We start from the raw sequence: 24184 nt of genomic DNA on the forward strand, positions 1-24184 counted from the left end.
CTCCCCCCCCTGGTGTTTGATCACCAACCATCCAGCGCCCTTGTAGTTGTCGACGTGAGGAGGCACTAGCTGAAGCGTCTGCAAGCTTCGCTATTGCGCTCACCTCACCAAGCACCGACAGACACTGTGCCCCACGGAAAGCGAGCGGCTTCCCGGGCTCACTGCTCCGCTCACTTCACCAGTGGCTTCCCAGGAACTGAATACGAAAAGGGCTCCCGCTCTCCGAACCACACGCGGTAGATGTCATAGTTCGTTTTCATCATCTCCTCCAGCAGAGCCTTCCAAGGACGGTCCGTCACCGAGATCACACCGGAGTTGGATCGTTCCCCATCGAAGCCGGAGAACCAGCGCCCGGTCACGGACTGATCCACCAGGGTGAACCACTCCGTTCCAATCACAAATCCCAGTGAAGCGCTCTGCTCCACATAGTTGCGATACATCAGGCCGCGCTCCTGCTGGCTGCCCACCTCGCGACCACCATCCAGGCCGCTGTCCTTGGGTGAGGACCAGAAGAACTCACTCAGCATCATCGGCAGTCCGCCCGTCCACTCGTACACATTGCGCAGGTGGTCCTTGTCCACGCCATAGGTGTAGTAGTTATAGGACATTACATCCAGATGCGGCCCCATCGCACGGCAGATCCACTCGTGACTGATCGTGCCCGGTTGAAGCCTGCTGCCGATGAGCAGGTGGTTCGGGTCATGCTTGCGGAAGGAGGTCTTCACCAGCTTCAGGTATTCGTCCAGGAAGTGGGTGGCAAAGGCTTCCGCATCCGCCTTGGCTGCGGGAGCCGTCACCGTCAGCCCCACCTCCAGCAGGGCATCAAACGAGGCAGCATTGGCTTCCCAGGCTTTGTTGAACGCCCCTATGGACTGGTACTTGTTCTGGAGCCACTTCACCAGCTCACGTTTGCAGGCATGCTCGCTCCCCTTCAGGGACGGCACCACATGGGGGATTTGCTCATAGATCGGCTCATTCACGATAAAGTACCCGATGATCAACGGATCCTTAGCCTTGGCCGGAAGCTCACGGGCCATGTTCGCCTCGATCATTGCACGCGTATTTTCATCGAACGGGTCAAACGTCTCGTGAATGCCGGAGATCCGCGGCACCCCCTCCCACACGTTGATGGGCAGATGAGCCACCGTGGGGAATTTTGCTGCGGCCCGGGCCTTCTCGCCCCCCGAGGAAAAGGCGCCAATGGAGTTGAAGCCCCACCGCTTCATGCGGCCGATCATCCTGGCTGTATAGGATTCATCGTTGTAGGGCTCGCCATACTTCCTCACTTGATTGATCAGGTGATAGGAAAGAATCGTTCCGTTGCTTCCCGGACGGAATACCGAGGCGTACTCACCCTCCGGTTTGGGCAGCCATTCATACGCCGACTCACGCCCCTTCACCAGGGTGTAATCGTCATTGGGATTCACGACACACAGCCCCAGGTGGAAGAAGGCATTTCCCAATGGGTTCACCAGTATCCAGCGGTCGCCCTTCTTTTCCACCCGGAAATAGCCAGTCGCCTTGAGCCCCAGCTTTTCCTTGCTCCAGGGCAGTCCACCATATTCGTCCGTCACCGGGGGATTTAGACCCTCGTAGTATTTCTTCTCGGCCGCCACATCCGCCTTCAATTCTTCCAGGCTCTTCACCTTGCCCACCCACTCCTCACGGGTGGACTGGCCAAAGCTGTCCACCAGTGGTTTGGCCACCGCTGCCGCCCCTGATTCGACAATGCCGTACACGAACTCCGGCTTGTTCACGTCATAAGGCGTGAAGCTGTGCCAGTGAAAGATCGACCAGTTCCATTCACGGTTGTCAGACAGTTGCAGAAAGCTGTTGTCCGGCACCTGCACCGTGAGCGTGCGACCTTCGTAGTTCTTCAACGCCAGCTCCGGCGCATGCCCCTGGTAGAGATGCGGACTGGCTGGCTTGGATTTGGGAAACTCGCCTGACTTGCCTCCCATTTTCCACGAACCACCCTGGTTGTAGGCGATCGGCAGCTGCAGAGACGTGCCAATGTTCTTCACATCCGCCGGGACCTGAGTCACCTTGCAGGAAAGCCTGCCATCGTTTCCCAGTGTCACCTCGGCCACGCCACCGCCCTCATAGCGGAGTTTCACCGTCTTGCCGCTGATGGTTGTTTCCACCACCTTGTGAAGGGGCTGGTTTCCTGCATCCAGCAGCTGGGGATATTCCAGGGTCAATCTCCCCAGATTGCCCGCGTCGATCTCCAGGCCTTCGTTGACAAACTTGAAGCTGGCGCTGTAGGCGGCACCAGAACACAGGGTGGTCCAGACGAGGAACATGGCGAGAGAGCGGTGCATGGCGGTGGTCCCCTTGAAATGGGCGCGGGCATCTCACCACGCCCCTCCTGAACCCGCAAGTCAAATGACAGCGGTTCCCGGAACGAGATGACTCGAAAGAATGATCCCCCCACGGCCTTAGATGGGAATTCGCCATGCCTCGGATTGTCTGCCTCCTGCCCTTTTTCCTTCTCCCGGCCCTCGGAGCCTGCCTGCTGCACGCTGAGTCTCCCTCGGGCGGACGTCAGTTGCAGGTCAATCCCCGCACCGGGCTGGACACCCATGATGGCATTACCCAACCGGTAAAAACCATCGCTCGCGGTGTGCGCCTGGCACAACCCGGAGACACGCTGCACCTCGCCCCAGGAATTTATCACGAGAGCCTTGACCTCTCCCTCAAGATGGGAGAGCCGGACAACCCCATCACCGTGGATGGCCACGGTGCCGTGCTGGATGGCAGCGAACCCGTACGTGCCGCAGAATGGGAGTCACTCGGCCAAGGCCTCTATCGCAAGATCAAAATCATCCCCTCCATGAATCCCGCGGTAGTCGGACGGTGGTTCTTCCTCTGGAACGGCAGGATGAATCACATGGGCCGCACCTCTAAAGGTCCCAGCGCCGCTTTGAAAAAGCCCGGCGACCTCATGAACGACGAATGGACCTATGTCGCAGAGGAGGATGCCTTCTACCTGAAACTGCCGGAGGGACAGGACCTCGACACGGCCAACATCCGCTATCCCGCCCGCAGCAACGGCGTGGTCCTCGCCGGCAAGGGGGCGCACGTGACCGTCCGGAATGTGACCAGCACCCATGTGTGGAACGACGGCTTCAACGTCCATGGTGCCCAGCGCAGCCTGCGGTTCGAGAACATTGCCGCCATCGAGTGCGGCGATGACGGCTTCAGCGCACATGAAGACGCCCAGTGTGAGATTGACGGCTTTATCAGCATGGGGAACTCCACCGGTCTCTGTGATGTAGGCGAGAGCGTGACGCACTATCGCAATGTATTCATCAAGGACTGCATCGGGCATGATGTTTTTTTCATCGGACTCGATCACTCACTGGAAAATGCGGTGGTGGAGAGCAGCGCCAGCTCAGCCTTCAGCTTTGACGGCGGCCGTCTGCCCGAGGGCAAGAACGCGAATCTCCGCGTGAAGAATCTGCACCTCCGCCGCACGGGGGACGGGATCAAGGAAATACGGCTTGGTTCCCGGGGCAAGTTTAAGGCAGACCGTTGCACCTTCGAGGGGTTGAACATCACCGCCACACCCGGGGCCTCCGTCCGCTTCCAGTCCTCCGTAGTCACCGGCACCCGCAAACCCAACATCGTGATCTGGGCGAACACCATCTGGACGGGCGGCACCAACGTCTATGACATCGCCGGCTTGAGACTGGACAAGGCCACGTTCACAGCCTCCACCTTCAGCGAGTTTCAGAAGCTCGTCTTCAGCGAGACAGACTCAAGATGGGACGCCGCCTCCACCGCTCCCGCCTCTATTGGCGCTGACCCCGCCGTCCTCGCCAAGCTCCGTCGCGAGTAGCCATCCCGTGCGTGATCGACACTCTGGGAGGGGTCCGTCCAGGGATTGATGGAGTACGCACCCCATAGAAGTCCGGCGGGCAGAACAACGCCCGGTTCATGAAACCAGCGCCAGGCCCTTCATCCCCCCCACCCACCATATTGCCTGGCCCGGCCCGCGCAAATGTCACCACAACCCCGCATATTGTCCTCTGCTTGGAACGTTTGCCCCGGCCGGCCCCGTAAGCGATTCCCATGAAGCCACTCCATGCCCTGTGCCTCACGCTCGTCGCCGGCTTGTCCACCAGCGCATTGCTCTGGAAAGCCTCTGCCGCCGCGCCCAGCGTTGCCACCGCAGGAACGAAGCCTTCGCCGGAAGCACTCTCCAAGGTGAAGGCAGGCTTCGCCGAGCGGGACATCACTCCGGCCATCGGCATGGAGCAGCCCGGCGGCTACGGCAAGTCCTACCACACCACGTTCCACGATCCCTGCAAGGTGCGCATCGGCGTCTTTGACGATGGTACCAAGCGGGTCGCCCTCGTCGGCCTGGATGCCCTCATCGTACCCCGCAGCGTGGTCCTGGCTGCCCGTGAGCAGATCACCAAGAAATGCGGCATTCCCGGCGAGGCCATCATGATCGGGGCCTCACACTCCCATTCCTCAGGACCCGTCGGGATGATCCAACCGGGGGAACTCGACTTCGCCAGCGATCTGGTCAAGAAGCTTGCTTACGAAGAGTCCTCCTGCGCCGACCCCGGCTATCTACAGACCGTCATCAAGGCCATCGTGGAAGGCGTGGGCTGGGCCGACAAAAACAAGGTTCCCGCCCAGCTTGGGTTCGGCGTCGGCACAGAGGACAAGGTCGCCTTCAACCGCCGAGTCAAAATGAAGAACGGAGAAGCCTGGAGTCACCCAGGGCCTGGCAATCCCGACAATGTGGACTACGCCGGCCCCATCGATCCCGATGTGGGCGTGGTGGCCGCATGGGACATGTCGGACAATCTCCTTGGCGTCATGGTCAATTTCTCCTGCCATGCCACCACCAACCCCGGTGGTATTTCCGCGAACTGGATCTATGACCTGGAGCAGACCATCCAGGGTGCCCTTCATACCCGGGTGCCGGTGGTCTTCCTCCAGGGAGCCTGTGGCGATGTCACCCAGGTGGACAACTTCAGCAAGTTCCAGCGCCCCGGCCCCGAGGAGTGGAGCCGCCTGGTGGGTGGCCGCGTGGGTGCGGAGACAGTGAAGGTCATCTTCTCCATGCCCAAGACCACCGAGGCCCGGCTCGACGCCAGACAAAAGGTCTGGAAGATCAAACGCCGCATCCCCTCCCCCGAGCGGGTCAAGGAAAGCACGGACCTCGTGCAACAGCCCAAACCCAAAGGCGACACCACCGCCTGGATGTTCGCCAAGGAGATCGTGATGCTCAACGCCCTCGTGCAGAAGGAACCCGAGTGCGAGGTGGAGGTGCAGGCCCTCCAGGTGGGCCCGCTCGTCTGCGTGAGCAATCCTGCGGAATACTTCGTGGCCAACGGGCTGCGCATCAAGAAAGAAACCGGCTTCCCCATGACTTTCCCCGTGGAGCTCGCCAACGGCTGCTCCGGCTATGTGCCCACGGAGGAAGCCTTTGGCCCCAACGGCGGCGGCTATGAAACCCGCCTCACCTATTACAGCAACCTGGAAGTCACCGCAGGCACGCAGATGGCCACCGCAGGCATCGAGCTCGCCCGGCAGATGACGCCAGACAAGATGCCCGAGCGCCTCCCGGCACCGCCCTTTGGCCGGGCGTGGACGTATGGCAATGTGAAACCCGAGGTGAAATAAAGACCGTCCAAAGGTGCCTACCCCAGCTCCGTCGCAGCCTGCTCTATCTGGTTCAGGCCTTCCCGGAGCATCTCCGGCCATTGCTCCACCAGCATTTTCTCCACGAGTTGCAGGAAACCATCCGTGCCATCGGCCCCGGCACTCCAGTCCAGGACCACGTACTTCTCACTGGTAGCCTCCGAGTACCAGTGCAGCGTGCGCATGGGATTGCCCAGCCCCAGCACGTGCCCTGGCTCCGTGGCATCATTTGCCCGGTCCTTCTCCTGCTCCCTGACTGCCGTCACCAGAGCATCCAGCTTCTCCACCACGTGTTCCGTCAGGCAGTTGCCCAGCACGAACACCCCCTGCCGTGCGCTCCGGGTCATGAAGGCGCAGCTGCGATCCCGCAGGTTGGCCCAGATGCGCGGATTGCCGCCTAATTCAACGGTGATGTACTTTCTTGACATAGGTGGATCGAGCGGGGTCAAGCACCTCTCATGCCTCTTCGCGGACGCGATCGCGCTTCGCACTTAGCAACTCCTCAATCCTGCCCAGCGGCAGGCAGTTCACCACATCCGACCGGGTGAGCCAGCCTTTTCGCGCCAGCCTCACCCCGTAGAACACATCGTGAAGTCCCCGGGTCGAGTGGGCGTCGGGGTTGATGGAGCACTTCACGCCTTTCTCCTTGGCGAGCTTCCACCAACGCCAGTCCATGTCGAGCCGCCAGGGGTTGGCGTTGAGTTCGATGATGGTGCCTGTAGCTGCCGCCGCCTCAATGATGGCCGGCACATTCACTGCATACGAGGGGCGCTGCAAAAGCAGACGTCCTGTCAGGTGACCCAGCATGGTCACATGCGGATTCTCAATGGCACGGATGATACGCTTCGTCATCTCCGCCTCCGGAAGGGTGAAGACGTTGTGCACGGAAGCCACCACATAGTCCAGCTCCGCCATCAGATCGTCCGGAAAGTCCAGTGATCCATCCTTCAGAATGTCCACCTCACTTCCGGCAAACAGCCTGAACCCCTCATAGGTGGCATTCAGCCGCCGGATCTCCGCGATCTGTGCGCGCAGCCGTTTTTCATCCAGCCCGTTGGCCTGGAAGGAGGCCTTGCTGTGGTCAGCGATTCCCAGGTACTGTAGCCCGAGCTCCTGAGCCTCCTCCGCCATTTCCTCCAGTGAATTCACGCCATCGCTGGCGGTGGTGTGATTGTGAAACACCCCGCGCAGGTTCGTGATCTCCACCAGCTTGGGGAGGTCACCTTCTTCAGCGGCCTTAATCTCCCCAGTATTCTCCCGCAGCTCAGGCTCAACGAAGTCCAGGCCCAGGGCCCGGTACACATCGGCCTCATCGTAGCATTCGGGACTCTCCCCACCCGGCTGCGTGGGGGTCAGCGCGTATTCGTTGAGCGACAGACCACGTGCCAGCGCACGCTGCCGCAGGGCCACATTGTGCTCCTTGCTCCCGGTAAAGTAAACCATGGCGCAGGCAAATTCCACACTGGTCACCGCACGCAGATCGCACTGCACACCGCTCTGGAGCAGCACGCTCGATTTCGTCTCCCCTTGTGCCAGGATCTTGGCCACCATCGGCATCTTCACAAAGTCCTCCATCACCGGGCCAGGCTTCTTGGTGGCAACGAGGAAGTCCAGGTCATGCACCGTCTCCTTGGCCCGGCGGTAGCTGCCCGCCACCCCGGCACGCGACACGTTGGGATGCTCCCGCAGCATCTCCAGGATCCGTTCCACCGTGGGAGCCACCTGTTCCAGGCGGAACTCGTCCGCATGGCTTTCACGAAACGCCAGGGACTCCAGGATCTTCGCTGCCGTCTTCTCCCCAAAACCCGCCAGCTTGGCCACAGCACCGCTTTCACAGGCCGCCTTGAGGTCCGCCAGCGTGCCCACCTGGAGTTGCTCCCACAGCACCTTGATTTTTTTGCCCCCCAGCCCCTGCACCTCATAGAGCTCCAGGATCCCCTCCGGAAACTCCCCCCGCAGCCTTTCATAGAACTCCAGCTTCCCCGTGCTGGCCAGCTCGTTCAGCTTCTGCTGCAGGGCATCACCCAGGCCTTTTACCCCCTTGAGATCGTTGGCTGCGGCGCGGGCCACAATGTCACCACTAAAGGTCTCCACGATCTCCGCTCCCGTATTGTACGCCCGGGTCTTGAAGGGGTTTTCCCCCTTGAGGTCGAGCAGGAGCGCGATGTTTCGCAATACAGTGGCCATCACTTCAGCAGTCATAGTGCGAAGAGTGGCGATGAACTCCGCCGACGCAACGAAATGTGCGCCACAGCGCAAACCACCACATTTTTATACGTCCGCGCCACGCGTTAGACGCAAATCGAGTGACAATTGGTCAATTTTTAGACCTACACAGCTCTAAAAAATATCACTTTGACCAAAAAACTGCAACTTTCGATTGCTGAACAGACCATTCATGCGAGATTGACCCCCTAATTTCGCACTTTTCAGGAGACCAACTCATGACCACCGAAAAATTGGACGGCGCTCAAGCGCTCATCAAGACACTCGACCAATTGGGGATCGAGTACGTGTTCGGGTATTCCGGCGGGGCCGCCCTGCCCATCTTCGACGCACTGGAAACCGTGAAGTCGAATATCAAGTTCGTCCTGGTGCGTCACGAACAGGGTGCCGTGCACATGGCTGACGGTTATGCCCGCGCTACAGGCCGGCCCGCAGTGGTGCTGGTGACCTCCGGCCCCGGCGCTGGCAACACCGTGACGGGCATTATGACCGCCCAGATGGACTCCGTGCCCATGATCATCGTTTGCGGCCAGACCGTGTCTTGGATGCTGGGCAAGGACGCCTTCCAGGAGGCGGACATTTTCAACATCACCACACCAGTGTGCAAACACAACTACCTGGTGAAGAACACGAATGACCTCCCGCGCATCGCTCGTGAGGCCCATCACATCGCCACCACCGGCCGCCCCGGCCCCGTGCTCATCGACATTCCCAAGGACATCAGCCAGGGCCCCTTCACCGGCGACCTCAATGCGGAGATCGACCTCCCCGGCTACCATCCTGAAGAGTCCCTCAGGATCGACAAGAAGTCTGTGCAAGAGGCCGCCAAGCTCATCATGCAGTCCAAGCGCCCGCTCATCCTCGCCGGCCACGGCGCGATGATCGCCCGCGCTGACAAAGAGCTCATGGCCCTGGCCGAGACCCTCAACTGCCCCGTGACCAACACGCTGCTGGGCAAGGGTGTGTTTCCTGAAACTCACCGTCTGAGCCTGGGCATGCTGGGCATGCACGGCACCGCCTACGCCAACAAGGCCATCTGCGAGTGCGACTGCATCATCAACATCGGCTCACGCTTCGATGACCGCATCATCGGAAAGCCAAGCGCGTTCGCCCGCAATGCCAGCATCGTCCACTTCGATATTGATGAGGCCGAAGCCAACAAGATGATCAAGGCGGATGTGTTCGTGAAGGGCGATGCCAAGGCCGCCCTGAAGGAACTGATCCCTCACCTCAGCCCGATCGACACCGCCGCGTGGAACGAGACGCTGGACGGCTACAAAAAGAAATACCCCCTCAGCTACAAGAAGCAGGGCGGCCTGCGCATGCAGCAGGTGATCGACGAGCTCTACCAGCTGACCAAGGGCAAGGCCATCGTTTCCACCGACGTGGGCCAGCACCAGATGTGGGCTGCCCAGTTCTACAAGAACGATGAAAGCTTCAAGTGGCTCAGCTCCGGCGGTGCCGGCACCATGGGCTTTGGCTTCCCCGCAGCCATCGGCGCACAGCTTGGCTGCCCGAATGACATCGTGGTTTCCATCAGTGGCGACGGCGGCTTCCAGATGACACTGTTTGAACTGGCCACCGCTGCCATCCTCAAGCTCCCCATCAAGATCATCGTGCTCAACAACCACTACCTCGGCATGGTTCGCCAGTGGCAGGAGTTGTTCTTCGACAACCGCGAAAGCGGCGTGGATCTCATCGGCAACCCTGACTTCGTGAAGCTTGCCGAAGCCTATGGCATCAAGGGCTTCCACATCCGCCGCCCCGCCGATGTGGAGCGCGTCCTCCAGCAGGCGCTCGAATACAACGACGGTCCCTGCCTCATTGAAGCCGAGTGCATCAAGACCGAAAACGTGTTCCCCATGATCCCCGCCGGCGCGGCCCTGGAAGACATGTTGATCGAGCCTCCGAAACACAAGATGGAGAAGCCCGTGGGTTCGACTTAGTAGAAAGAGGGAAGAGGGGCGAGGGATCAGGGTTAAGGAATCCCCCTCCTCTTCATGGCACCGCCTTCTGCGAAATGAGCGAGATCAAGAGTTATCGAGATCTGATTGTCTGGCAGAAGGCGATGCAGGCTGCGACCAGCATCTACGAAGCCAGCAGGACCTTCCCCCGGGAAGAACAGTTTGCACTAACTTCGCAGCTTAGGCGCTCAGCGGTTTCCATTCCCTCTAACATCGCTGAAGGCTACGGTCGCGGTTCAAAGCCAGATTACGTCCGCTTTTTGCAAATAGCCCGGGGCTCTCTGTTTGAAGCGCAAACTCAACTCGAACTTGCCATCCAGCTTCGTTTCATTCCCTCCTCTGCATCGCCTGAGATTCAAGATCTGCTCCAAGAGATTGAGCGCATGCTCAATTCCATGATCTCCAAGCTCAGCTGCTAATTCCCTTATCCCTCTCCCCTTAACCCTTTTCCCTCTTTCACCCATGTCCGACCGTACCATCATCACTTCCGACCGCAAACCGGCCCCTCAGCCCGACATTGTGAACGTGCACACCCTCAGCATGTATGTGTCCAACAAGCCAGGGGTGCTCGGCCACATCTGCCAGGTGTTCAGCCGCCGCGGTTTCAATATCGACTCACTCGTGGTTTCCCAGGGGCGTGACCCCCGCTACTCCCGCATGACCGTGGGCGTCAGCGGCCATCCCGAGGGCCTGCACCAGATCATCATGCAGTGCAACAAGCTCATCGATGTGATCCACTGCTATGAGCACACCGACAAGGATTCGGTGGTAAAGGAACTGGTCCTCATCAAGATCCTTGCCACTGCCGAGCACCGCACCGAGATCCTCCAGATCATCGAACACTTCAACGGCAAGACCGTGGACCTGCAGGAGCAGTCCATGGTCATCATGATCACTGGCAATAGTGACAAGGTGGATGCCGCCGTGAATCTGCTGGGTCGCTTCGAGATCATCGAGACCGTGCGTACCGGCAAGGTCGTGATGGCACGTGGCGTGGCCGAGACCTAGGCCGTCAGGCATCGCCAGAGAATTTCTCCTCCCCATCCACTATGCCCCGCCTGCCCCGCGCAAGCGGGGCATTTTTTTGGGCAGGCGCAGCCGCACCACCAAAGGGGTATTCAGAGGGTTCCGGCCCCATCGCCTCGGGTCCCGACCATCCGCCAATACCCAACTACGTCCTTGCCAAGCGGCAAAGCGTTTGGCTAATATTAGCATACGTGGATCAAATTCGGGGGAGATAAGCATTATGAACAGTGACGAAGCCGACCTGAAAAGCTTCTTCGATCACTCGCTGGATCTGATGTGCATCGCCGGGTTTGACGGCTATTTCAAGAGGCTGAACCCTGCTTGGGAACGCACCCTCGGCTACTCCACAGAGGAGCTCATGGCCCAGCCCTACCGTGCCTTCATCCACCCGGATGATTTTGCCCGCACCGAGGCAGAGGCCGCTCGCATCAATACCGGAGCCAACACCATCGCTTTTGAAAATCGCTACCGGTGCAAAGACGGCACCTACCGCTGGCTGGAATGGCGTGCCCGGCCAGACATGGAACGGCAAATCATCTTCGCCGCCGCTCGCGACACCACCCGCTTCAAACAGCTCGAGGATGAACTCCGCGCCAACAGCGCCCTGCAACGCGCCATGCTGGACGGGGCAAATCTTGCCATCATCTCATGCCGTCCCGACGGCATCATTCAAGGGTTTAACGTGGGTGCAGAGCAACTCCTGGGCTACAAAACCGCAGAGGTCATCGGAAAAAACAGCCCCTCCATTTTTCATGATCCGCAGGAGATCGCCCGCCGCGCCGCTTTCCTGACTCAGGAGCTCGGCTACCCCGTGGAGGTTGGCTTCCAAACCTTTGTTGCCAAGGCCCTCCTCGGTCCTCCAGACGAGAACGAGTGGACTTACATCCGCAAGGACGGCAGCCGGATCCCAGTGATGCTCACCGTCACGATCATGAGGGATGACTCTGGCCAGACCACGGGCTATCTGGGCATTGCCAGCGACCTCACTGCCAAGCGACAGGCAGACCGCGCTCAACTGGAGTTGGAAGCCCGCCTTCAAGCCATTCTCGACAACACCACCGCAGTCGTCTTCCTGAAGGACAGGGAAGGAAACTATCAGACAGTGAACCGGCGTTTCGAAGAACTGTTTCATCTGACCAGGGAGCAGATGGCGGGCAAAAACGACTACGACATCTTCCCCCCGGAGTTTGCCCGGGCCTTTCGCGACAATGATGCAAAGGTGCTCGCCACCGGACAGGCCATGGTCCTGGAAGAAATCGCTCCCCATGCCGGTGTGGCCCACACCTATGTCAGCGTGAAGTTTCCGGTGCTGGACTCTGAAAACCAGATCATCGCCCTGGGCGGAATCGCCACCGACATCACGGACCGCAAGCGCGCAGAAATGGAGCTCCGCGACCGCGAAGCTCGCCTCAGCTCCATCCTTGAAACAGCCGTAGAGGCCATTGTCACCATGGACGAGAAGGGGCTCATCCAGTCCATCAATCCGGCTGCCGCCGAGATCTTCGGCTATCAGCGTGGAGAAATCATCGGTCGCAATATCAGCGTCATCGTCCCTGCACCCAATCTGCTCTCCCCCTCCCTCACAAGCCAGAACGTCCCCCCTGCCCCAGACACCGAACGGGCTGGACAGAGCCGGGAGCTCCTCGGACGCCGCAAGGACGGCAGCATCGTTCCACTCATCCTGTCGGTGAGCCAGACCCACACCGGAAACCGGGTCATCTACACCGCCATCATGCACGACATCACGATGCGCAAGCGGTTCGAGGAAGATCTTCGACGTTCCAACAAGGAGCTGGAGCAGTTCGCCTACATTGCCTCCCACGATCTTCAGGAACCCCTGCGAATGATCACCAGCTACCTGCAACTGCTGGAACGCAGGTACAAGGGCGAGCTCAATGAGGAAGCAGGCCAGTTCATTGCCACAGCAGTGGATGGTGCCGCTCGCATGCGCAACCTCATCCAGGACCTGCTCTCCTACTCACGCGTCGGCACACAGGGGCGGGAGCTGGCCCCAGTCTCCTGCGGCCAGCTCATCCAGTCTGTTCTGGGGGATCTTGAAGTCTCCATCAAGGAGTGTTCCGCAGTCATCACCGTAGAGACGCTCCCCACCATAGTCGCAGACGAGCTCCAGCTCCGCCAGGTGTTCCAGAACCTCATCGGCAATGCTCTCAAGTTCCGCAGTGAGCAGACGCCGCGTATTCACATCAGTGCCCAGCCCTGTCGGGGAGAGTGGGTCATCTCCATACGGGATAACGGCATTGGCATTGAGCCCAAGTTTTTTGAGCGCATCTTTGTCATCTTCCAGCGCCTGCACGCCCGGGAGCAATACCCGGGGACGGGCATTGGGCTGGCTCTCTGCAAACGCATTGTGGAGCGTCATCATGGCCAGATCTGGGTGGACTCATCAACTGGAAAAGGAGCAACGTTTTTCTTCAGCCTCCCCAGCTAGATCCCAAACCTTTGATCTTCCATCCACTTATTAAATTGCATTCCTGAATAAATCGGCCATTAATCTCTACACTCCCACGAGCCCCATCCACACTCCATGCTAATGCATCGTTGAGAGGCCAGAGCGCCTTTCTCCACTCCTGGCCCGTCTCCGCGTGCTGCACGGGGCGCTGATTGTTGCGCGTCTCCCGTTGTTTGAGGACTTCCTTTACGTGCTCACATGAACGCAGAAGAAACGTTGACGGAAAGTGCCCAGTTAAAGGCCACGGATCTTGCCCGCCTACCCATCCGCATCCTCTGCATCGAGGACAACGACTCCGACTTCCTCCTCCTCCAGGAGCACCTTAAAGACGCTCCTTTCGAGAAAACTCCTCAATTGATCCACGCCCGCTCTTTGCGCGATGCCAGCGCCAAGCTGGGGCAGGCGGGCGAAGATCCCTTCCACGTCATTCTGCTGGATCTCAATCTCCCCGACGGTCATGGACCGGAGACCTATCACCGGGTGAGAGAACTGGCTCCACTCACTGCCATCACCATTCTCAGCGGCACCACGGATCACGAGCTCGCCCTGACCTTTGTGCAGCAAGGTGCCCAGGACTATCTCCCCAAAGATTCAATCAACGGCGATCTGCTCATGCGCTCCATCCTCTACGCCGTGGAGCGCCAGCGCCACCGCCGGGAGATGGCTGAACTCAACGAACGCCTCCGTGCCGCCAAACTGGAACTGGAGACTGCCCAGATGCAGCTCATCCAGGCGGAGAAGCTCGACTCCCTGGGCCGCCTGGCCGCCAGCGTGGCCCATGAAGTGAAGAATCCTCTCGCCACCATTCAGATGGGGGTGGACTACTTTCAACGACGTCGCACCACGTTGCCAGAGCCCGCCTGCACCATGATCGACTACATGCAGGACGCGATTACCCGTGCTGAACGCATCATCCACGAGATGCTCGACTTCTCCCGTTCAGAGACGTTGCAGATGCGGCCCTGCTCTATGAACGATCTTGTGACTGACGCCATTCACATGGTGCAGCATGAACTTACCCGCCGGAAGGTACGGGTGGAGACGGAACTTACCGAATATGTGCCCGAAATCCGGGCGGATCGGTCCAAACTGGTCCAGGTCATCATCAACGTGATCATCAACGCCGCACAGGCCATGCCGGATGGAGGCGTTGTGCAGGTCCGTACCATGCATGGCGAGCTGATCACCATGCATCGCAACGAAGGCCTGCGTGAGATGGACTTGCCGCGCCCCGGAGACCAGGTGGTTTTGCTGGAAGTGATCGACCATGGGCCCGGCATCCCGCCGGAGGTATTGCGGCGCATCTTCGAACCCTTCTTTACCACCAAGCCCACTGGTGAAGGCACTGGCCTCGGACTTCCCGTTGCCAAACGCATCGTCGAACTGCATCGCGGCCACCTTCAGGTGAAGAATCTTGAAGAAGGCCCAGGGGTGAGAGTGCGAATCATGCTCAAAGCAGACTTCACAAACATCTCCAGGCTCCTGCCCACTGTGGAGCCGCCGGCCGAAGGCGTCGCGCATTGAGTCGCAGGATGAGGTTGCTTTTTTGCATGCTTGAACTCTTGAGCTTCCCAACTTATGTCATTTCCGCCATCCCTTAATGCGGCCAGCAAACAATGGCCGCGGAATAATTGAACTCGTACCATGCTCTGGCCCACCAAGCGCCTCGTCAGGCTCCCCTGTGCGCCCCTGCTGGATTTCTTTCCCTAGGTCGAGCGGGATCTATCCCGGGACCCCGGCAAGGAGGCGGAGCTTGTCATTCGGGGTCGCGAGGTGGAGATGGACAAACGCGTACTGCAGGAGCTCAAAGATCCGCTGCTGTATCTCGTGCGCAATGCCATGGACCACGGGATCGAGGACAAACAAGTCCGTCGCGATCGGTGAAAGCCGCCGGGCGGCAGCCTGGCAATCACCGTCACTCCGCAAGATGGCAACAAGGTGGAGATTCGAGTGGAGGATGACGGTGGCGGCATTGACACCGCCCGCATCAAGTCGGCTGCAGTCTCGGCCGGATACCTGACCAGCGAGCAAGCCACGCTCTCCGACGATGCGACAGCTCGCCAACTGGTCTTCTCAACATGAAAAATGTGGTGGTCCTAAACAATACGAGGAGGAGTTCCTTCTCACTTGCATCCAGTATGTTCTTGCCAATCTCGAACTGCGCCGCCCCTCAGCAGGCTCCCAGGTCAGGGAGAACTCTTTTGCAGGCCACAAGTACGAGCTCAATGCCGGACGAATACACTCCATTGATCTTCTCCTTTCCACCTACGAAACCGCCGTTCAGAAAAACCTCGAACTCATCAACGCCAAAAACAAGCTCGAACAGCAGGCCTGCCAACTGCCGAAAAGAACGCCGAGAGGGAAGCAGTTCTGGAGACGGCGCGCGAGGTCCAGTCGTCTTTCCTGCCACAGCATCTCCAGAACAAAGTGCCATTCAGTTCTGCCATCACCACGCCACCACCACAGAACTCGGAGGGGACTTCTTTGACATCCTCCGCCTCTCTGACCATCAAGCCGGTGTCTTCATCTGCGATGTGATGGGTCATGGGGGCCGAGCCGCCCTCGTCACCGCCATCATTCGCGGGCTGGTGGAGGAGATGGGGGCTGCCACATCCGATCCAGGCAAATTCCTTACGGAGGTGGAGGTGCCAGGCCAGAAGCCATGCCCCGTACTGGGCCTCATGGAAACCACTACTTACCCCAGCCGGCAACGCGACCTCGCCGCCGGAGACCTCCTCATGCTTTTCACAGTTGGGCCCTATGAAATAGAATCACCGGATGACTCCTACTTCGAGCAGGAGCAACTGGCCCGCCTCGTGGCCCGACACGCAAAGCCCACCCCGACTCACCGCCCCGGCTGCGCCCCCAGGGTGAAACGGAACGTCGCCCCCGGTTCAAGGCCCCATCCGCCCAGATCCTTCCTCCGTGGCGGTTGATGATCCGCTGTACCGTCGCCAGACCAATGCCCTTCCCCTCAAACTCATCATCCCGGTGAAGACGCTTGAACACACCAAAGAGCCGGTGCGTCTGGCTCGCGTCAAACCCTGAACCATTGTCTCGGATATAGATCACGTCATCGCCGCCGCACCCGTCTGCCGTGCCAATCTCAATGACCGCACGCTCCTTGAAGCGGGTGTACTTTATGGCGTTGGAAATCAGATTCACAAGCACCTGCCGCAACAGCCCGGGATCCGCCCTCAACACCGGCAGCAGCCCCTGATGCCACTCGATGTTCCGCCCGGCGGTTTCGGCCTCCATCCCCCCCCTCACTTCGCAGCGGTGCCCGCAAATCGTGGGAGACAGAGTATGAGAAGGTCTCCAGCTCATTGTTTGCCGCCTCCAGGCGGGCATTCAGCCGTTGCAGATCCTCCTGGGCCCTCGTCAACTCCCGGTTCCGGTGGATTGCCGCATCATAGCTTGAAAGCAGGAGATTCAGAATCTGCGTCCGGTTCGCGGCAGTTTTATGCCTGCTCCCCGCCACCACGAAATCCACTTCAGGGCTGTCCATGTCCGCGAGCTCGGCCGACCCGGCCGCCAGCACCTCTCTCACCCGCCCCAGCAGGTAAGCCTCATCATAGGGCTTCAGGATGAGGTTGTCTGCGTGACACTTCAGCCCCATGATGACATCCTCCAGGTCAATCACCAGCGTGGGAAGCCAGGAGCGGGCCAACTCGAGGGCCAGTCTGCCGTTGGACTTGGAGGTCTGTGATGCCGCGGCCCGGAACATCAAAAAAACGGCGCAGCTCCAGCACCGGCAGGATCCGCCCGCGCACGTTCACCATGCCAGCGATAAACGAGGGGGCGCTAGGCAAGGGTGACAGGTCCTTCAGGGGATACACCTCACACACAAACTTCGCCTCCACCGCATAGCGCTCTGATGCCAGGGCAAATTCTCCATACACACCACTGACCGCGTGCTTTAGGAACTTGCCATTCACATCGGTGGCCAGGACGCTCACCTGCCATTTCTTCAAGTCAGGCAGCAACTGATTGATCAGAATAGCCAGGGAATACGCCTCCACTCCAGTACAGCAACCCGCGCTCCACACCCTCAGGCGCTGCTCGCTGCCCCGTCGTCCCCGGATGATCGCGGACAGCACCTTTTCCGCCAGATATTGGAACGTTCTGGCATCCCGGAAGAAACAGCTCTCACCGATGGAGAGATCATTCGCCAGCACTTGCAGCTCCTTCTTTTCAGTGGACTCCGAGAGCACCCGTTCGGCAAGAACTCCCGCATGATCCAACCCCAACTCTAGCGCCGCACGCTCCAGTCCATGTTCTTTCCCAGACTAAGTGCCAGGGGTCCCGCCTTCTCCGACAGCGGCCCTGTCCATGCCAGCTCTTCGTCCCGCGTCATGCGCCTTTCCAGATCACAGATGACGATCAAACCGCTTTCCAGCTTCCCCCCCCCTGCACCGCCCCTTTGCCGTCGATCATCTCATCCGCCTTTAAAATCATCTCCTCAGGCACGCTGGTCACTTCCTCCACATCATCCACTAGCAGTGCCAGTGATCTGCGGCTCGAGTGCGCCAGAAAAAAGTGATCCGACACCCTCACCCTCCTGCCTCCCCCGCCCACCTGGCAGAATTTTTGGCGCAGACTCACCACTGGTCTCACTGCACCTGCCACATCTACTGCACCAACAACCACTTCAGGAAGCTCGGGGACGGGGGGGGGGTGACTTCCACGGCTCTCACCACTCTCTCCACATTTTCCAGAGGCAATCCATAATGGGATCCGTCGAGAGAAAAGACCGCAAGCTGGGAGGTGAGACTCATGCGGGATTGCATCCATCCTCAATACGCGGTGGTCGGCCCCTTTCATTTGCCGCCCCTCAGCAGAGACTGCTCAAATCGCCAGATTCCCCCACGCGTTTTCATTTAAAACGATCTCTCCATCATCTGGCAAGGAGTGTTTTTCGGACGATCCAGGATGAACAGCCCAGCATGATTCACACCATTCATTGGATTCATTCAGCTTATACAAAAAAATATCAATCTAATTGGATTGAAGTTTTGCATTACATGCACAATACTTTCATTAGATTATAATTGTGCTGCAACCTGCTCGTTTGCCATGTTGGTACTACTGGTTGAAGACAATCCAGCTGAGGCCCGGCTGACGCAAGAAGCGTTGCAGGAAACCGGATTCACCTATGATCTCAAGATCGTATCCGACGGCGAAATGGCCACGCAGTTCCTTCGCAAAGAATGCGGCTTTTCCGAAATGCCCACTCCAAACCTGATCCTTCTGGATCTGAATCTCCCCCGCAAACACGGTCGGGAGGTGCTCCAAGAGATCAAGTCCGACCCCCTGCTTTCCTACATCCCCGTCATCGTCGTTTCCAACTCCCACGCGCCCGATGACATCAACGAAGTTTACTGTCTCCAGGGAAACTGCTTCCTCACTAAATCTGCCGATCTCGACGAGTTTTTCGCAGCCGTCAAAGCCCTCGCGGAGTTTTGGCTGAGCAAGGCAAAACTTCCTGGGCATATCGGCCCTTAGCTCGAACGCCCCACTCATTCATTCCAATTAATGCTTTTTCCTTTTTCATTATCCAACACCCATTAACCATCCAAGACTCAGTACCTTTCCCGTTATGAACACCAAGCGCATTCTGATCGTTGACGATGACATGCCACTGGCCCAGTCGTTGAAACTGAATCTTGAGGACACCGGCTTTTTCGAGGTCTGGATTGAGAATCACCCTTCCCGGGCGCTCACCACGGCCAGGGCATTTTCACCCGAGCTGATCCTGCTGGACTACATCATGCCGGGCATGGATGGCGGCGATGTCAGCTCCCTCCTGCATCAAGATCCGTATCTCTCTCATGTACCGGTCATCATGATCACAGCACTTATCTCCAACAGCGAGACGGGTGAGGCCGGCGTTGTGCATCGCAACGGACACCACATGGTGGCCAAGCCTATCAAATTCGACAATCTGCTCCATTGCATCGAGACCTCGCTCAAGTCTGTGGCTGCGGCCTGAGCCGATCTTGAACTTTCCCGGCAATTGCGCTGCGCCCATCCTGTCGTAGGATGTCTGCATGTACCGTCGCACCGCTCTCGCCATACTGGTCTGCACGCTCGCCTTGGGCCTTCCGGGCCGGGGTGCTGATCCCAAGTCCGTGTCCCCCCAACCATTAAACGTCGATCCCGCAGCGGCAGAAAAGCTCATCCGTGAAGGAAAAGTCACGGTCATCGATGTGCGGACCAAAGATGAATTTGACGAAGGTCACATCGCCGGGGCCAAGAACATCGATATCAAAAACGCTGATTTTGAAAAGCAGCTCAGCACTCTGGACAAGTCCAAATCCTATCTGGTCCACTGCCAGGCCGGCGGCCGCAGCAAGGCCTCGATGAAGATTTTTGAGAAACTCGGCTTCCATTCCATCTACCATCTCAACGACGGCATCATGGGGTGGGAAGAAGCGGGCAAGCCCCTCCAGAAATAGCGCCAACCCCTCGTGACGCAGACTGCAGACCCGGGCAATTCCTGTCGCCGCTGATCAAACTATCTGCATTCTTCTGGCGCACAGGTCCGCATCTTGCTTGTTGGGATGGTCGGGCAGCGCTCTCCCGCCAGCCCGACTCACCTCTCATTCTATCGATCACGCTTCATGGAAACACTTGTCCAGCCCTGGAAAACTTTCTCCGCAACCCTCGGCCTGGGAGTTCTGAGCGAAGGCTGGAACCTCGCAGAGGCACCCGATCCGGCAATCGCTCGTGTCTTCACCGTTGAGATACCTTTCGCCGAGTCTTTTGCGAACCCACCGGTGGTGCACGCAAGCCTGACCGGATTTGACATGGACCACGCCTACAGCGGTCGGCTCAGCCTGAAAGTCAGCGACATCACCCCTTCCGGTTTTTCTGTGAACCTGCACACCTGGGAAGACACCCGGGTCTATGCCGTCGAACTGAGCTGGTTCGCCATCGGAGCGTAGAGCCCGAATTCAAGCCGTTGCCGGCACCGAGTTGACCTTCAGCCACGCTGAATACTCAGCCTGATCCAGAACGCTGGCGGCCAGTGCCAGCGTCTGGATCACCGCATCCGCTTCGGTCGCGACGAAGGTCCATCCGTTCAGTTCTAGAAACAAAACTGCCACCGTGAAGCCGATGCGTTTGTTTCCGTCTATGAAAGGATGATTCCGCACCAGCCCAAACGCGTACGCTGCCGCGAGGTCACAGATTCCCGCCTGCTCATAAGCGAGCCTGTTCTCAGGACGGGCCAGCGCGGAGTCAAACACTCCCTCGTCACGAAGTCCGGCAGCTCCACCAAACTCGGCCAAAAGTAGTTCCTGCAACGCAAGCACCGTCTCCCGGAACACCCATTGAGGCTCAGTCATTTGGCCAGTTCAGTCAAAGTATTGCGATAGCGCCGGATGATGTCCTCTGCGGTCTTCATCTGGGTGGCAAATTCCTCTTTGCGTGCAGCAGTAAGTCGTACCCCACCGTCTGGAGCATCTGTGAGCACAAGGGTGTCTCCATCTTGTACCTGGAGTTTGGTCAGCGCTTCCTTCGGGAGAATGACCCCGAGAGAATTGCCTATTTTGCGCAGCTTAAGTTCTACGACCATAATTGAGTGTTATTACACAAGTAATAACACACCCAATCTTCGAGTCAAGCCTTCAGCCTTGCCCCCAATCCCGTCCATCTCTCCCGTGCCCCGGCCTGCCGGGCGGCCATACCCAGGGCCTTGGACTCTCCTACTACGACCACGAGCTGCTTGCCCCGCGTCACCGCGGTGTAGATGAGGCTGCGCTCCAGCATGACAAAATGCGCCATGGCGAAAGGGATGACCACACAGGGAAACTCGCTGCCCTGGCTCTTGTGGATCGTGATCGCATAGGCAAGCTGCAACTCGTCCAATTCTCCTGGCTCGTAGGCTACTTGTCGCCCTCCGTCGAACAGCACCGTGATTTTGACCGGCTCACTTTCGATGCTGGCAATGCGGCCGATATCACCGTTGAACACCTCTTTGTCATAGTTGTTCCGGATCTGAATCACCTTGTCCCCCGCCCGATAGACCTGGCCAAATCGTTCGACCTCAAACCCCATCTCGCTGCCGGGATTCAGAGCCTTTTGCAGCACCAGATTCATGGACCTCGTGCCCAGCAGATTCCGGTTCATGGGGCACAGCACCTGGATGTCCCGCACGGGATCGAAGCCATAGCGGGCAGGCAGGCGGTCACGGACCAGAGAAACAATCGTGTCCTGAATCTCCTGGCCTTCCCCCCGTTCGAGGAAAAAGAAATCCCCATCCGCCGCCGGCTTCAGGTCCGGCAGCTGCCCTTGATTGATGGCATGGGCCGCAGTGATGATGCGACTCTCCGCCGCCTGCCGGAAAATCTCCGTGAGCCTCACGCTGGGAATGGCCCCACTGACGAGCAGATCATGCAGCACCGCACCCGGCCCTACCGAGGGGAGTTGGTCCGCATCCCCCACCAGCAGGAGATGTGCCTCCTTGGGCAGAGCCGCCAAGTACTGCGCCATGAGCGGCGCATCCATCATGGAGCATTCGTCCACGACAAAATAATCGCCATCCAGCGGCTTGAGGGCGGTTCGCCCCCAAACACCCTCCCCTTGGAACTCCAGCAATCGATGCACCGTCCGCGCCTCGCGACGCGTGCTCTCCGCCAGACGCTGGGCCGCCCGGCCCGTCGGCGCCGCCAGCACCATCTGCACCTTTTTGGCTCCTAGAACGGTCAGCACCGTGTTCACAATGGTTGTCTTGCCCACCCCAGGCCCGCCGGTCAGGATCAGCACCCGTTCCTGGAGCGCACGCTCCACAGCCTGGCGCTGACTGGGCGCAAGCTGCCGCCCTGTCTTTTCCTGCGCCCACTCCAGGGCCTTTTCCATCTCTATTTCAGGGAACCGTGCCGGACGGGACGCCAGTTCCAGCATCCGTTTTGCGATGGATTGCTCGGCGCGGTACAGGGGTGAGAGGAAGACGCGCAGGCCGTCCTCCGCCTGCTCGGAAACAAGGGCCGGTTCCCGGAGCATCTCGCTAAGGACGTTTTCCACCAGCGCAGGATCCACACCCAGGATCTCTCCTGCCTGCTGCTTCAGCACCGCTTCTGGCAGACAGGTGTGCCCCGCTTCCGACGCCTTTTCCAGCGCAAACATCAGTCCCGCCCGCAACCTCTGCGGAGCCTCCGGAGCGATCCCCATCTGCCCTGCGATCTCATCCGCCGTCTTGAACCCCACCCCGTGAATGTCCATGGCGAGCCGGTAGGGATTCTGTCGCAAGACCTCCACCGCCTCCTCGCCATAGGTCTTGTGGATGCGCAATGCCCGCGCCGTGCTGATGCCCCGTTCATGCAGGAACACCATGATGTCATGGATGGACTTCTGCCTCATCCACGAATCCCGAATCTCCTGCCGGCGCTTTTTGCCGATGCCCTCCACCTCTTCAAGCCGGGCGGAATAGTTCTCGATGATGTCGAAAACTTCACTGCCAAACTTCTCCACCACCCTTTGAGCATACTTGGGACCAATCCCGTCGATCAGCCCGCTCCCCAAATAGCGCACCAGACCATCCGACGTGTCGGGTCGAGAAAGGCGGATGCTGCCCGCCTTGAACTGCCGGCCATAGTCGGCACTCTGCACCCACTCTCCCGTGGCCTCAATCCGCTCCCCAGCCACCACCCGGGGCGTCTTCCCCAGCACCGCCACCACTTCATTGCCCCGGTCCGGCCGGACCTTGAGCACGCAGTACCCAGACTCCTCCGTGTGATAAGTCACCCTCTCCACCAGCCCGCGAAGCCGGGCATGCTGCGGGTGCGAAGTTTGGGCGGGCATGGCCAGACCTTTCCGCATCCCATTTCCAGATTCCAGAGAAACTTCACGTCCCCCGGCACAACATCTGCCCCCAGTTTTGGCTATCCAAGGATTTCTCCGGGTAAGTTTTCAGTTTGTCGTTTGCAGTCTGCATCATCTTCCCTACTCTCGCGCGCATGGATCTCCTGGCAGCCCTCCCCCTCTTCGACTTCTCCTGGGTTTCGCAACCCGAAGCATGGATCGCCCTCCTGACGCTCACGGTGCTGGAGATCGTGCTCGGCATTGATAACATCGTCTTCATCAGCATCCTGGTGGACAAGCTGCCAGCAGCTCAGCAGCCCCGCGCCCGTTTCATTGGTCTCGCCCTGGCAATGGTCACCCGCATTCTCCTGCTGTTTTCCATCACCTGGGTCATGTCGCTTAAGGACGAGCTATTCAGCGTCTTCGGTCATGGCATCTCGGGCAAAGACCTCATTCTCATTGGTGGCGGATTGTTCCTCCTCTTCAAGAGCACGCACGAGATTCACGCCAAGATCGAGGGTGACCCTGAAGGAGATGTGGAGAAGAAGGCGGCAAAGGGTGCTGCTTTCGGCATGATCCTGTTCCAGATCGCCATGCTGGACATTGTGTTTTCCCTGGACTCCGTCATCACAGCCGTCGGGATGGCTAAGTCGATCATGGTCATGGTCATCGCCGTGGTGATCGCCGTGGGCTTCATGATGGTCTTCGCTGGAGCCGTTAGCAACTTCATCAACCGTCACCCCACCATCAAGATGCTGGCGCTGAGTTTCCTCATCCTGATCGGTGTGATGCTCATGATCGAAGGCCTCGCCCCCGCCAAGGCGCATGACCTCCACCTCAAGAACTACATCTACTTCGCCATGGCCTTCTCAATCATGGTGGAGCTGCTCAATATCCGCGCCTCCCGTAAAAAAGGCCACGCCGCCAAGCACCCGGAAATCCCCCACAAGTCGGCTTAAACCAGGCTTCCCTGGCGGCGGACTTTCCGATCGTCCTGCCACATCAGATCCCTCACGGCGGCAATTCGGAGTTC

The 24184-nt window shown here is 59.0% G+C and carries 23 protein-coding genes and 1 pseudogene; 14 read left to right on the forward strand and 10 right to left on the reverse strand.

Going from position 1 to position 24184, the window contains the following annotated elements:
• Positions 1–170: 170 nt before the first annotated feature.
• A complete protein-coding gene (locus tag VSP_RS37240) occupies positions 171–2321 on the reverse strand; it encodes a beta-galactosidase (protein ID WP_009963972.1) in 2151 nt (716 codons plus the stop codon).
• Positions 2322–2455: 134 nt separating this feature from the next.
• On the opposite strand from VSP_RS37240, the gene VSP_RS24305 reads away from it, so the two are divergent.
• Both VSP_RS24305 and VSP_RS24310 read left to right on the forward strand, forming a co-directional pair.
• Positions 2456–3841, forward strand: coding sequence for a hypothetical protein (locus VSP_RS24305; protein ID WP_009963973.1), 1386 nt, complete (start codon positions 2456–2458; stop codon positions 3839–3841).
• 233 nt (positions 3842–4074) lie between these two features.
• Complete coding sequence (locus VSP_RS24310; RefSeq protein ID WP_009963974.1) at positions 4075–5643, forward strand: hypothetical protein; 1569 nt, start codon at positions 4075–4077, stop codon at positions 5641–5643.
• A 17-nt stretch (positions 5644–5660) separates the two neighbouring features.
• Here the strand turns inward: VSP_RS24310 and VSP_RS24315 are convergent, their stop codons facing one another.
• Entirely contained in the window at positions 5661–6089 is a 429-nt protein-coding gene (locus VSP_RS24315; RefSeq protein ID WP_009963975.1) for a hypothetical protein, read from the reverse strand.
• Between the two features lie 28 nt (positions 6090–6117).
• The gene (polX, locus tag VSP_RS24320) at positions 6118–7863 is read right to left on the reverse strand and encodes a DNA polymerase/3'-5' exonuclease PolX (protein ID WP_009963976.1); all 1746 of its coding nucleotides are present in this window, start codon (positions 7861–7863) and stop codon (positions 6118–6120) included.
• Positions 7864–8105: 242 nt separating this feature from the next.
• On the opposite strand from polX, the gene ilvB reads away from it, so the two are divergent.
• From ilvB to VSP_RS43470, 7 genes are all read left to right on the forward strand, one after another.
• On the forward strand, positions 8106–9833 hold the full coding sequence (gene ilvB / locus VSP_RS24325; protein ID WP_009963977.1) for a biosynthetic-type acetolactate synthase large subunit: 1728 nt from the start codon (positions 8106–8108) through the stop codon (positions 9831–9833).
• A 74-nt stretch (positions 9834–9907) separates the two neighbouring features.
• On the forward strand, positions 9908–10270 hold the full coding sequence (locus VSP_RS24330; protein ID WP_009963978.1) for a four helix bundle protein: 363 nt from the start codon (positions 9908–9910) through the stop codon (positions 10268–10270).
• A 43-nt stretch (positions 10271–10313) separates the two neighbouring features.
• Positions 10314–10859, forward strand: a complete 546-nt coding sequence (gene ilvN, locus VSP_RS24335) for an acetolactate synthase small subunit (RefSeq protein WP_009963980.1) — start codon at positions 10314–10316, stop codon at positions 10857–10859.
• A gap of 238 nt (positions 10860–11097) precedes the next feature.
• Positions 11098–13326 (forward strand): PAS domain S-box protein, encoded by a 2229-nt coding sequence (locus VSP_RS41370; RefSeq protein ID WP_009963981.1) that lies wholly within the window; start codon positions 11098–11100, stop codon positions 13324–13326.
• A gap of 219 nt (positions 13327–13545) precedes the next feature.
• Positions 13546–14871, forward strand: coding sequence for a sensor histidine kinase (locus VSP_RS24345; RefSeq protein WP_009963982.1), 1326 nt, complete (start codon positions 13546–13548; stop codon positions 14869–14871).
• A gap of 523 nt (positions 14872–15394) precedes the next feature.
• Positions 15395–15835 (forward strand): hypothetical protein, encoded by a 441-nt coding sequence (locus tag VSP_RS41375; protein WP_232289506.1) that lies wholly within the window; start codon positions 15395–15397, stop codon positions 15833–15835.
• Between the two features lies 1 nt (position 15836).
• Positions 15837–16283: a PP2C family protein-serine/threonine phosphatase gene (locus VSP_RS43470; RefSeq protein ID WP_269724139.1), complete on the forward strand. Its 447-nt coding sequence runs from the start codon at positions 15837–15839 to the stop codon at positions 16281–16283.
• 7 nt (positions 16284–16290) lie between these two features.
• Here VSP_RS43470 and VSP_RS44010 read toward each other — a convergent pair.
• From VSP_RS44010 to VSP_RS44015, 4 genes and pseudogenes are all read right to left on the reverse strand, one after another.
• Positions 16291–16551: pseudogene (locus tag VSP_RS44010) on the reverse strand (sensor histidine kinase); the annotation flags it as partial.
• Positions 16454–16990 (reverse strand): phytochrome family protein, encoded by a 537-nt coding sequence (locus VSP_RS43475; RefSeq protein WP_009963989.1) that lies wholly within the window; start codon positions 16988–16990, stop codon positions 16454–16456. The gene VSP_RS43475 and the pseudogene VSP_RS44010, both read right to left, overlap by 98 nt.
• A complete protein-coding gene (locus VSP_RS39975) occupies positions 16983–17561 on the reverse strand; it encodes a CheR family methyltransferase (RefSeq protein ID WP_009963991.1) in 579 nt (192 codons plus the stop codon). Before VSP_RS39975 ends, VSP_RS43475 begins: the two co-directional genes overlap by 8 nt.
• Before the next feature lie 169 nt (positions 17562–17730).
• Positions 17731–18171, reverse strand: a complete 441-nt coding sequence (locus VSP_RS44015) for a chemotaxis protein CheW (protein ID WP_081452695.1) — start codon at positions 18169–18171, stop codon at positions 17731–17733.
• A gap of 252 nt (positions 18172–18423) precedes the next feature.
• Here VSP_RS44015 and VSP_RS24390 point away from each other — a divergent pair, with 252 nt between their 5' ends.
• The 4 genes from VSP_RS24390 to VSP_RS37255 all read left to right on the forward strand — a co-directional run bounded on the left by VSP_RS24390 (position 18424) and on the right by VSP_RS37255 (position 20294).
• Positions 18424–18852, forward strand: coding sequence for a response regulator (locus tag VSP_RS24390; protein WP_009963994.1), 429 nt, complete (start codon positions 18424–18426; stop codon positions 18850–18852).
• Positions 18853–18946: 94 nt separating this feature from the next.
• Complete coding sequence (locus tag VSP_RS24395; RefSeq protein WP_009963995.1) at positions 18947–19339, forward strand: response regulator; 393 nt, start codon at positions 18947–18949, stop codon at positions 19337–19339.
• A gap of 58 nt (positions 19340–19397) precedes the next feature.
• On the forward strand, positions 19398–19805 hold the full coding sequence (locus VSP_RS24400) for a rhodanese-like domain-containing protein (RefSeq protein ID WP_009963996.1): 408 nt from the start codon (positions 19398–19400) through the stop codon (positions 19803–19805).
• Positions 19806–19970: 165 nt separating this feature from the next.
• On the forward strand, positions 19971–20294 hold the full coding sequence (locus VSP_RS37255) for an H-type lectin domain-containing protein (protein WP_009963998.1): 324 nt from the start codon (positions 19971–19973) through the stop codon (positions 20292–20294).
• Positions 20295–20303: 9 nt separating this feature from the next.
• Here VSP_RS37255 and VSP_RS24410 read toward each other — a convergent pair whose 3' ends face one another.
• The 3 genes from VSP_RS24410 to recD2 are packed head-to-tail and all read right to left on the reverse strand — an operon-like array spanning position 20304 to position 23151.
• Positions 20304–20696: a type II toxin-antitoxin system death-on-curing family toxin gene (locus tag VSP_RS24410; protein ID WP_009963999.1), complete on the reverse strand. Its 393-nt coding sequence runs from the start codon at positions 20694–20696 to the stop codon at positions 20304–20306.
• Positions 20693–20926, reverse strand: coding sequence for an AbrB/MazE/SpoVT family DNA-binding domain-containing protein (locus VSP_RS24415; RefSeq protein ID WP_009964000.1), 234 nt, complete (start codon positions 20924–20926; stop codon positions 20693–20695). The genes VSP_RS24410 and VSP_RS24415 overlap by 4 nt, the downstream gene beginning before the upstream one ends.
• Before the next feature lie 44 nt (positions 20927–20970).
• The gene (gene recD2 / locus VSP_RS24420) at positions 20971–23151 is read right to left on the reverse strand and encodes an SF1B family DNA helicase RecD2 (protein WP_157211034.1); all 2181 of its coding nucleotides are present in this window, start codon (positions 23149–23151) and stop codon (positions 20971–20973) included.
• Positions 23152–23306: 155 nt separating this feature from the next.
• Between recD2 and VSP_RS24425 the strand changes: the two genes are divergently transcribed.
• Positions 23307–24110, forward strand: coding sequence for a TerC family protein (locus tag VSP_RS24425; protein ID WP_009964002.1), 804 nt, complete (start codon positions 23307–23309; stop codon positions 24108–24110).
• Positions 24111–24184: the final 74 nt, after the last annotated feature.

It is taken from the genome of Verrucomicrobium spinosum DSM 4136 = JCM 18804, from assembly GCF_000172155.1.
Lineage (GTDB): Bacteria > Verrucomicrobiota > Verrucomicrobiia > Verrucomicrobiales > Verrucomicrobiaceae > Verrucomicrobium > Verrucomicrobium spinosum.

Bases quoted from the DNA above. Each gene is read 5' to 3' on its own strand.
- VSP_RS37240 (WP_009963972.1), bottom strand. From the start codon at position 2,321: ATGCACCGCTCTCTCGCCATGTTCCTCGTCTGGACCACCCTGTGTTCT.
- VSP_RS24305 (WP_009963973.1), top strand. From the start codon at position 2,456: ATGCCTCGGATTGTCTGCCTCCTGCCCTTTTTCCTTCTCCCGGCCCTC.
- VSP_RS24310 (WP_009963974.1), top strand. From the start codon at position 4,075: ATGAAGCCACTCCATGCCCTGTGCCTCACGCTCGTCGCCGGCTTGTCC.
- VSP_RS24315 (WP_009963975.1), bottom strand. From the start codon at position 6,089: ATGTCAAGAAAGTACATCACCGTTGAATTAGGCGGCAATCCGCGCATC.
- polX (WP_009963976.1), bottom strand. From the start codon at position 7,863: ATGACTGCTGAAGTGATGGCCACTGTATTGCGAAACATCGCGCTCCTG.
- ilvB (WP_009963977.1), top strand. From the start codon at position 8,106: ATGACCACCGAAAAATTGGACGGCGCTCAAGCGCTCATCAAGACACTC.
- VSP_RS24330 (WP_009963978.1), top strand. From the start codon at position 9,908: ATGAGCGAGATCAAGAGTTATCGAGATCTGATTGTCTGGCAGAAGGCG.
- ilvN (WP_009963980.1), top strand. From the start codon at position 10,314: ATGTCCGACCGTACCATCATCACTTCCGACCGCAAACCGGCCCCTCAG.
- VSP_RS41370 (WP_009963981.1), top strand. From the start codon at position 11,098: ATGAACAGTGACGAAGCCGACCTGAAAAGCTTCTTCGATCACTCGCTG.
- VSP_RS24345 (WP_009963982.1), top strand. From the start codon at position 13,546: ATGAACGCAGAAGAAACGTTGACGGAAAGTGCCCAGTTAAAGGCCACG.
- VSP_RS41375 (WP_232289506.1), top strand. From the start codon at position 15,395: ATGCGACAGCTCGCCAACTGGTCTTCTCAACATGAAAAATGTGGTGGT.
- VSP_RS44015 (WP_081452695.1), bottom strand. From the start codon at position 18,171: ATGAAAGGGGCCGACCACCGCGTATTGAGGATGGATGCAATCCCGCAT.
- VSP_RS24390 (WP_009963994.1), top strand. From the start codon at position 18,424: ATGTTGGTACTACTGGTTGAAGACAATCCAGCTGAGGCCCGGCTGACG.
- VSP_RS24395 (WP_009963995.1), top strand. From the start codon at position 18,947: ATGAACACCAAGCGCATTCTGATCGTTGACGATGACATGCCACTGGCC.
- VSP_RS24400 (WP_009963996.1), top strand. From the start codon at position 19,398: ATGTACCGTCGCACCGCTCTCGCCATACTGGTCTGCACGCTCGCCTTG.
- VSP_RS37255 (WP_009963998.1), top strand. From the start codon at position 19,971: ATGGAAACACTTGTCCAGCCCTGGAAAACTTTCTCCGCAACCCTCGGC.
- VSP_RS24410 (WP_009963999.1), bottom strand. From the start codon at position 20,696: ATGACTGAGCCTCAATGGGTGTTCCGGGAGACGGTGCTTGCGTTGCAG.
- VSP_RS24415 (WP_009964000.1), bottom strand. From the start codon at position 20,926: ATGGTCGTAGAACTTAAGCTGCGCAAAATAGGCAATTCTCTCGGGGTC.
- recD2 (WP_157211034.1), bottom strand. From the start codon at position 23,151: ATGCCCGCCCAAACTTCGCACCCGCAGCATGCCCGGCTTCGCGGGCTG.
- VSP_RS24425 (WP_009964002.1), top strand. From the start codon at position 23,307: ATGGATCTCCTGGCAGCCCTCCCCCTCTTCGACTTCTCCTGGGTTTCG.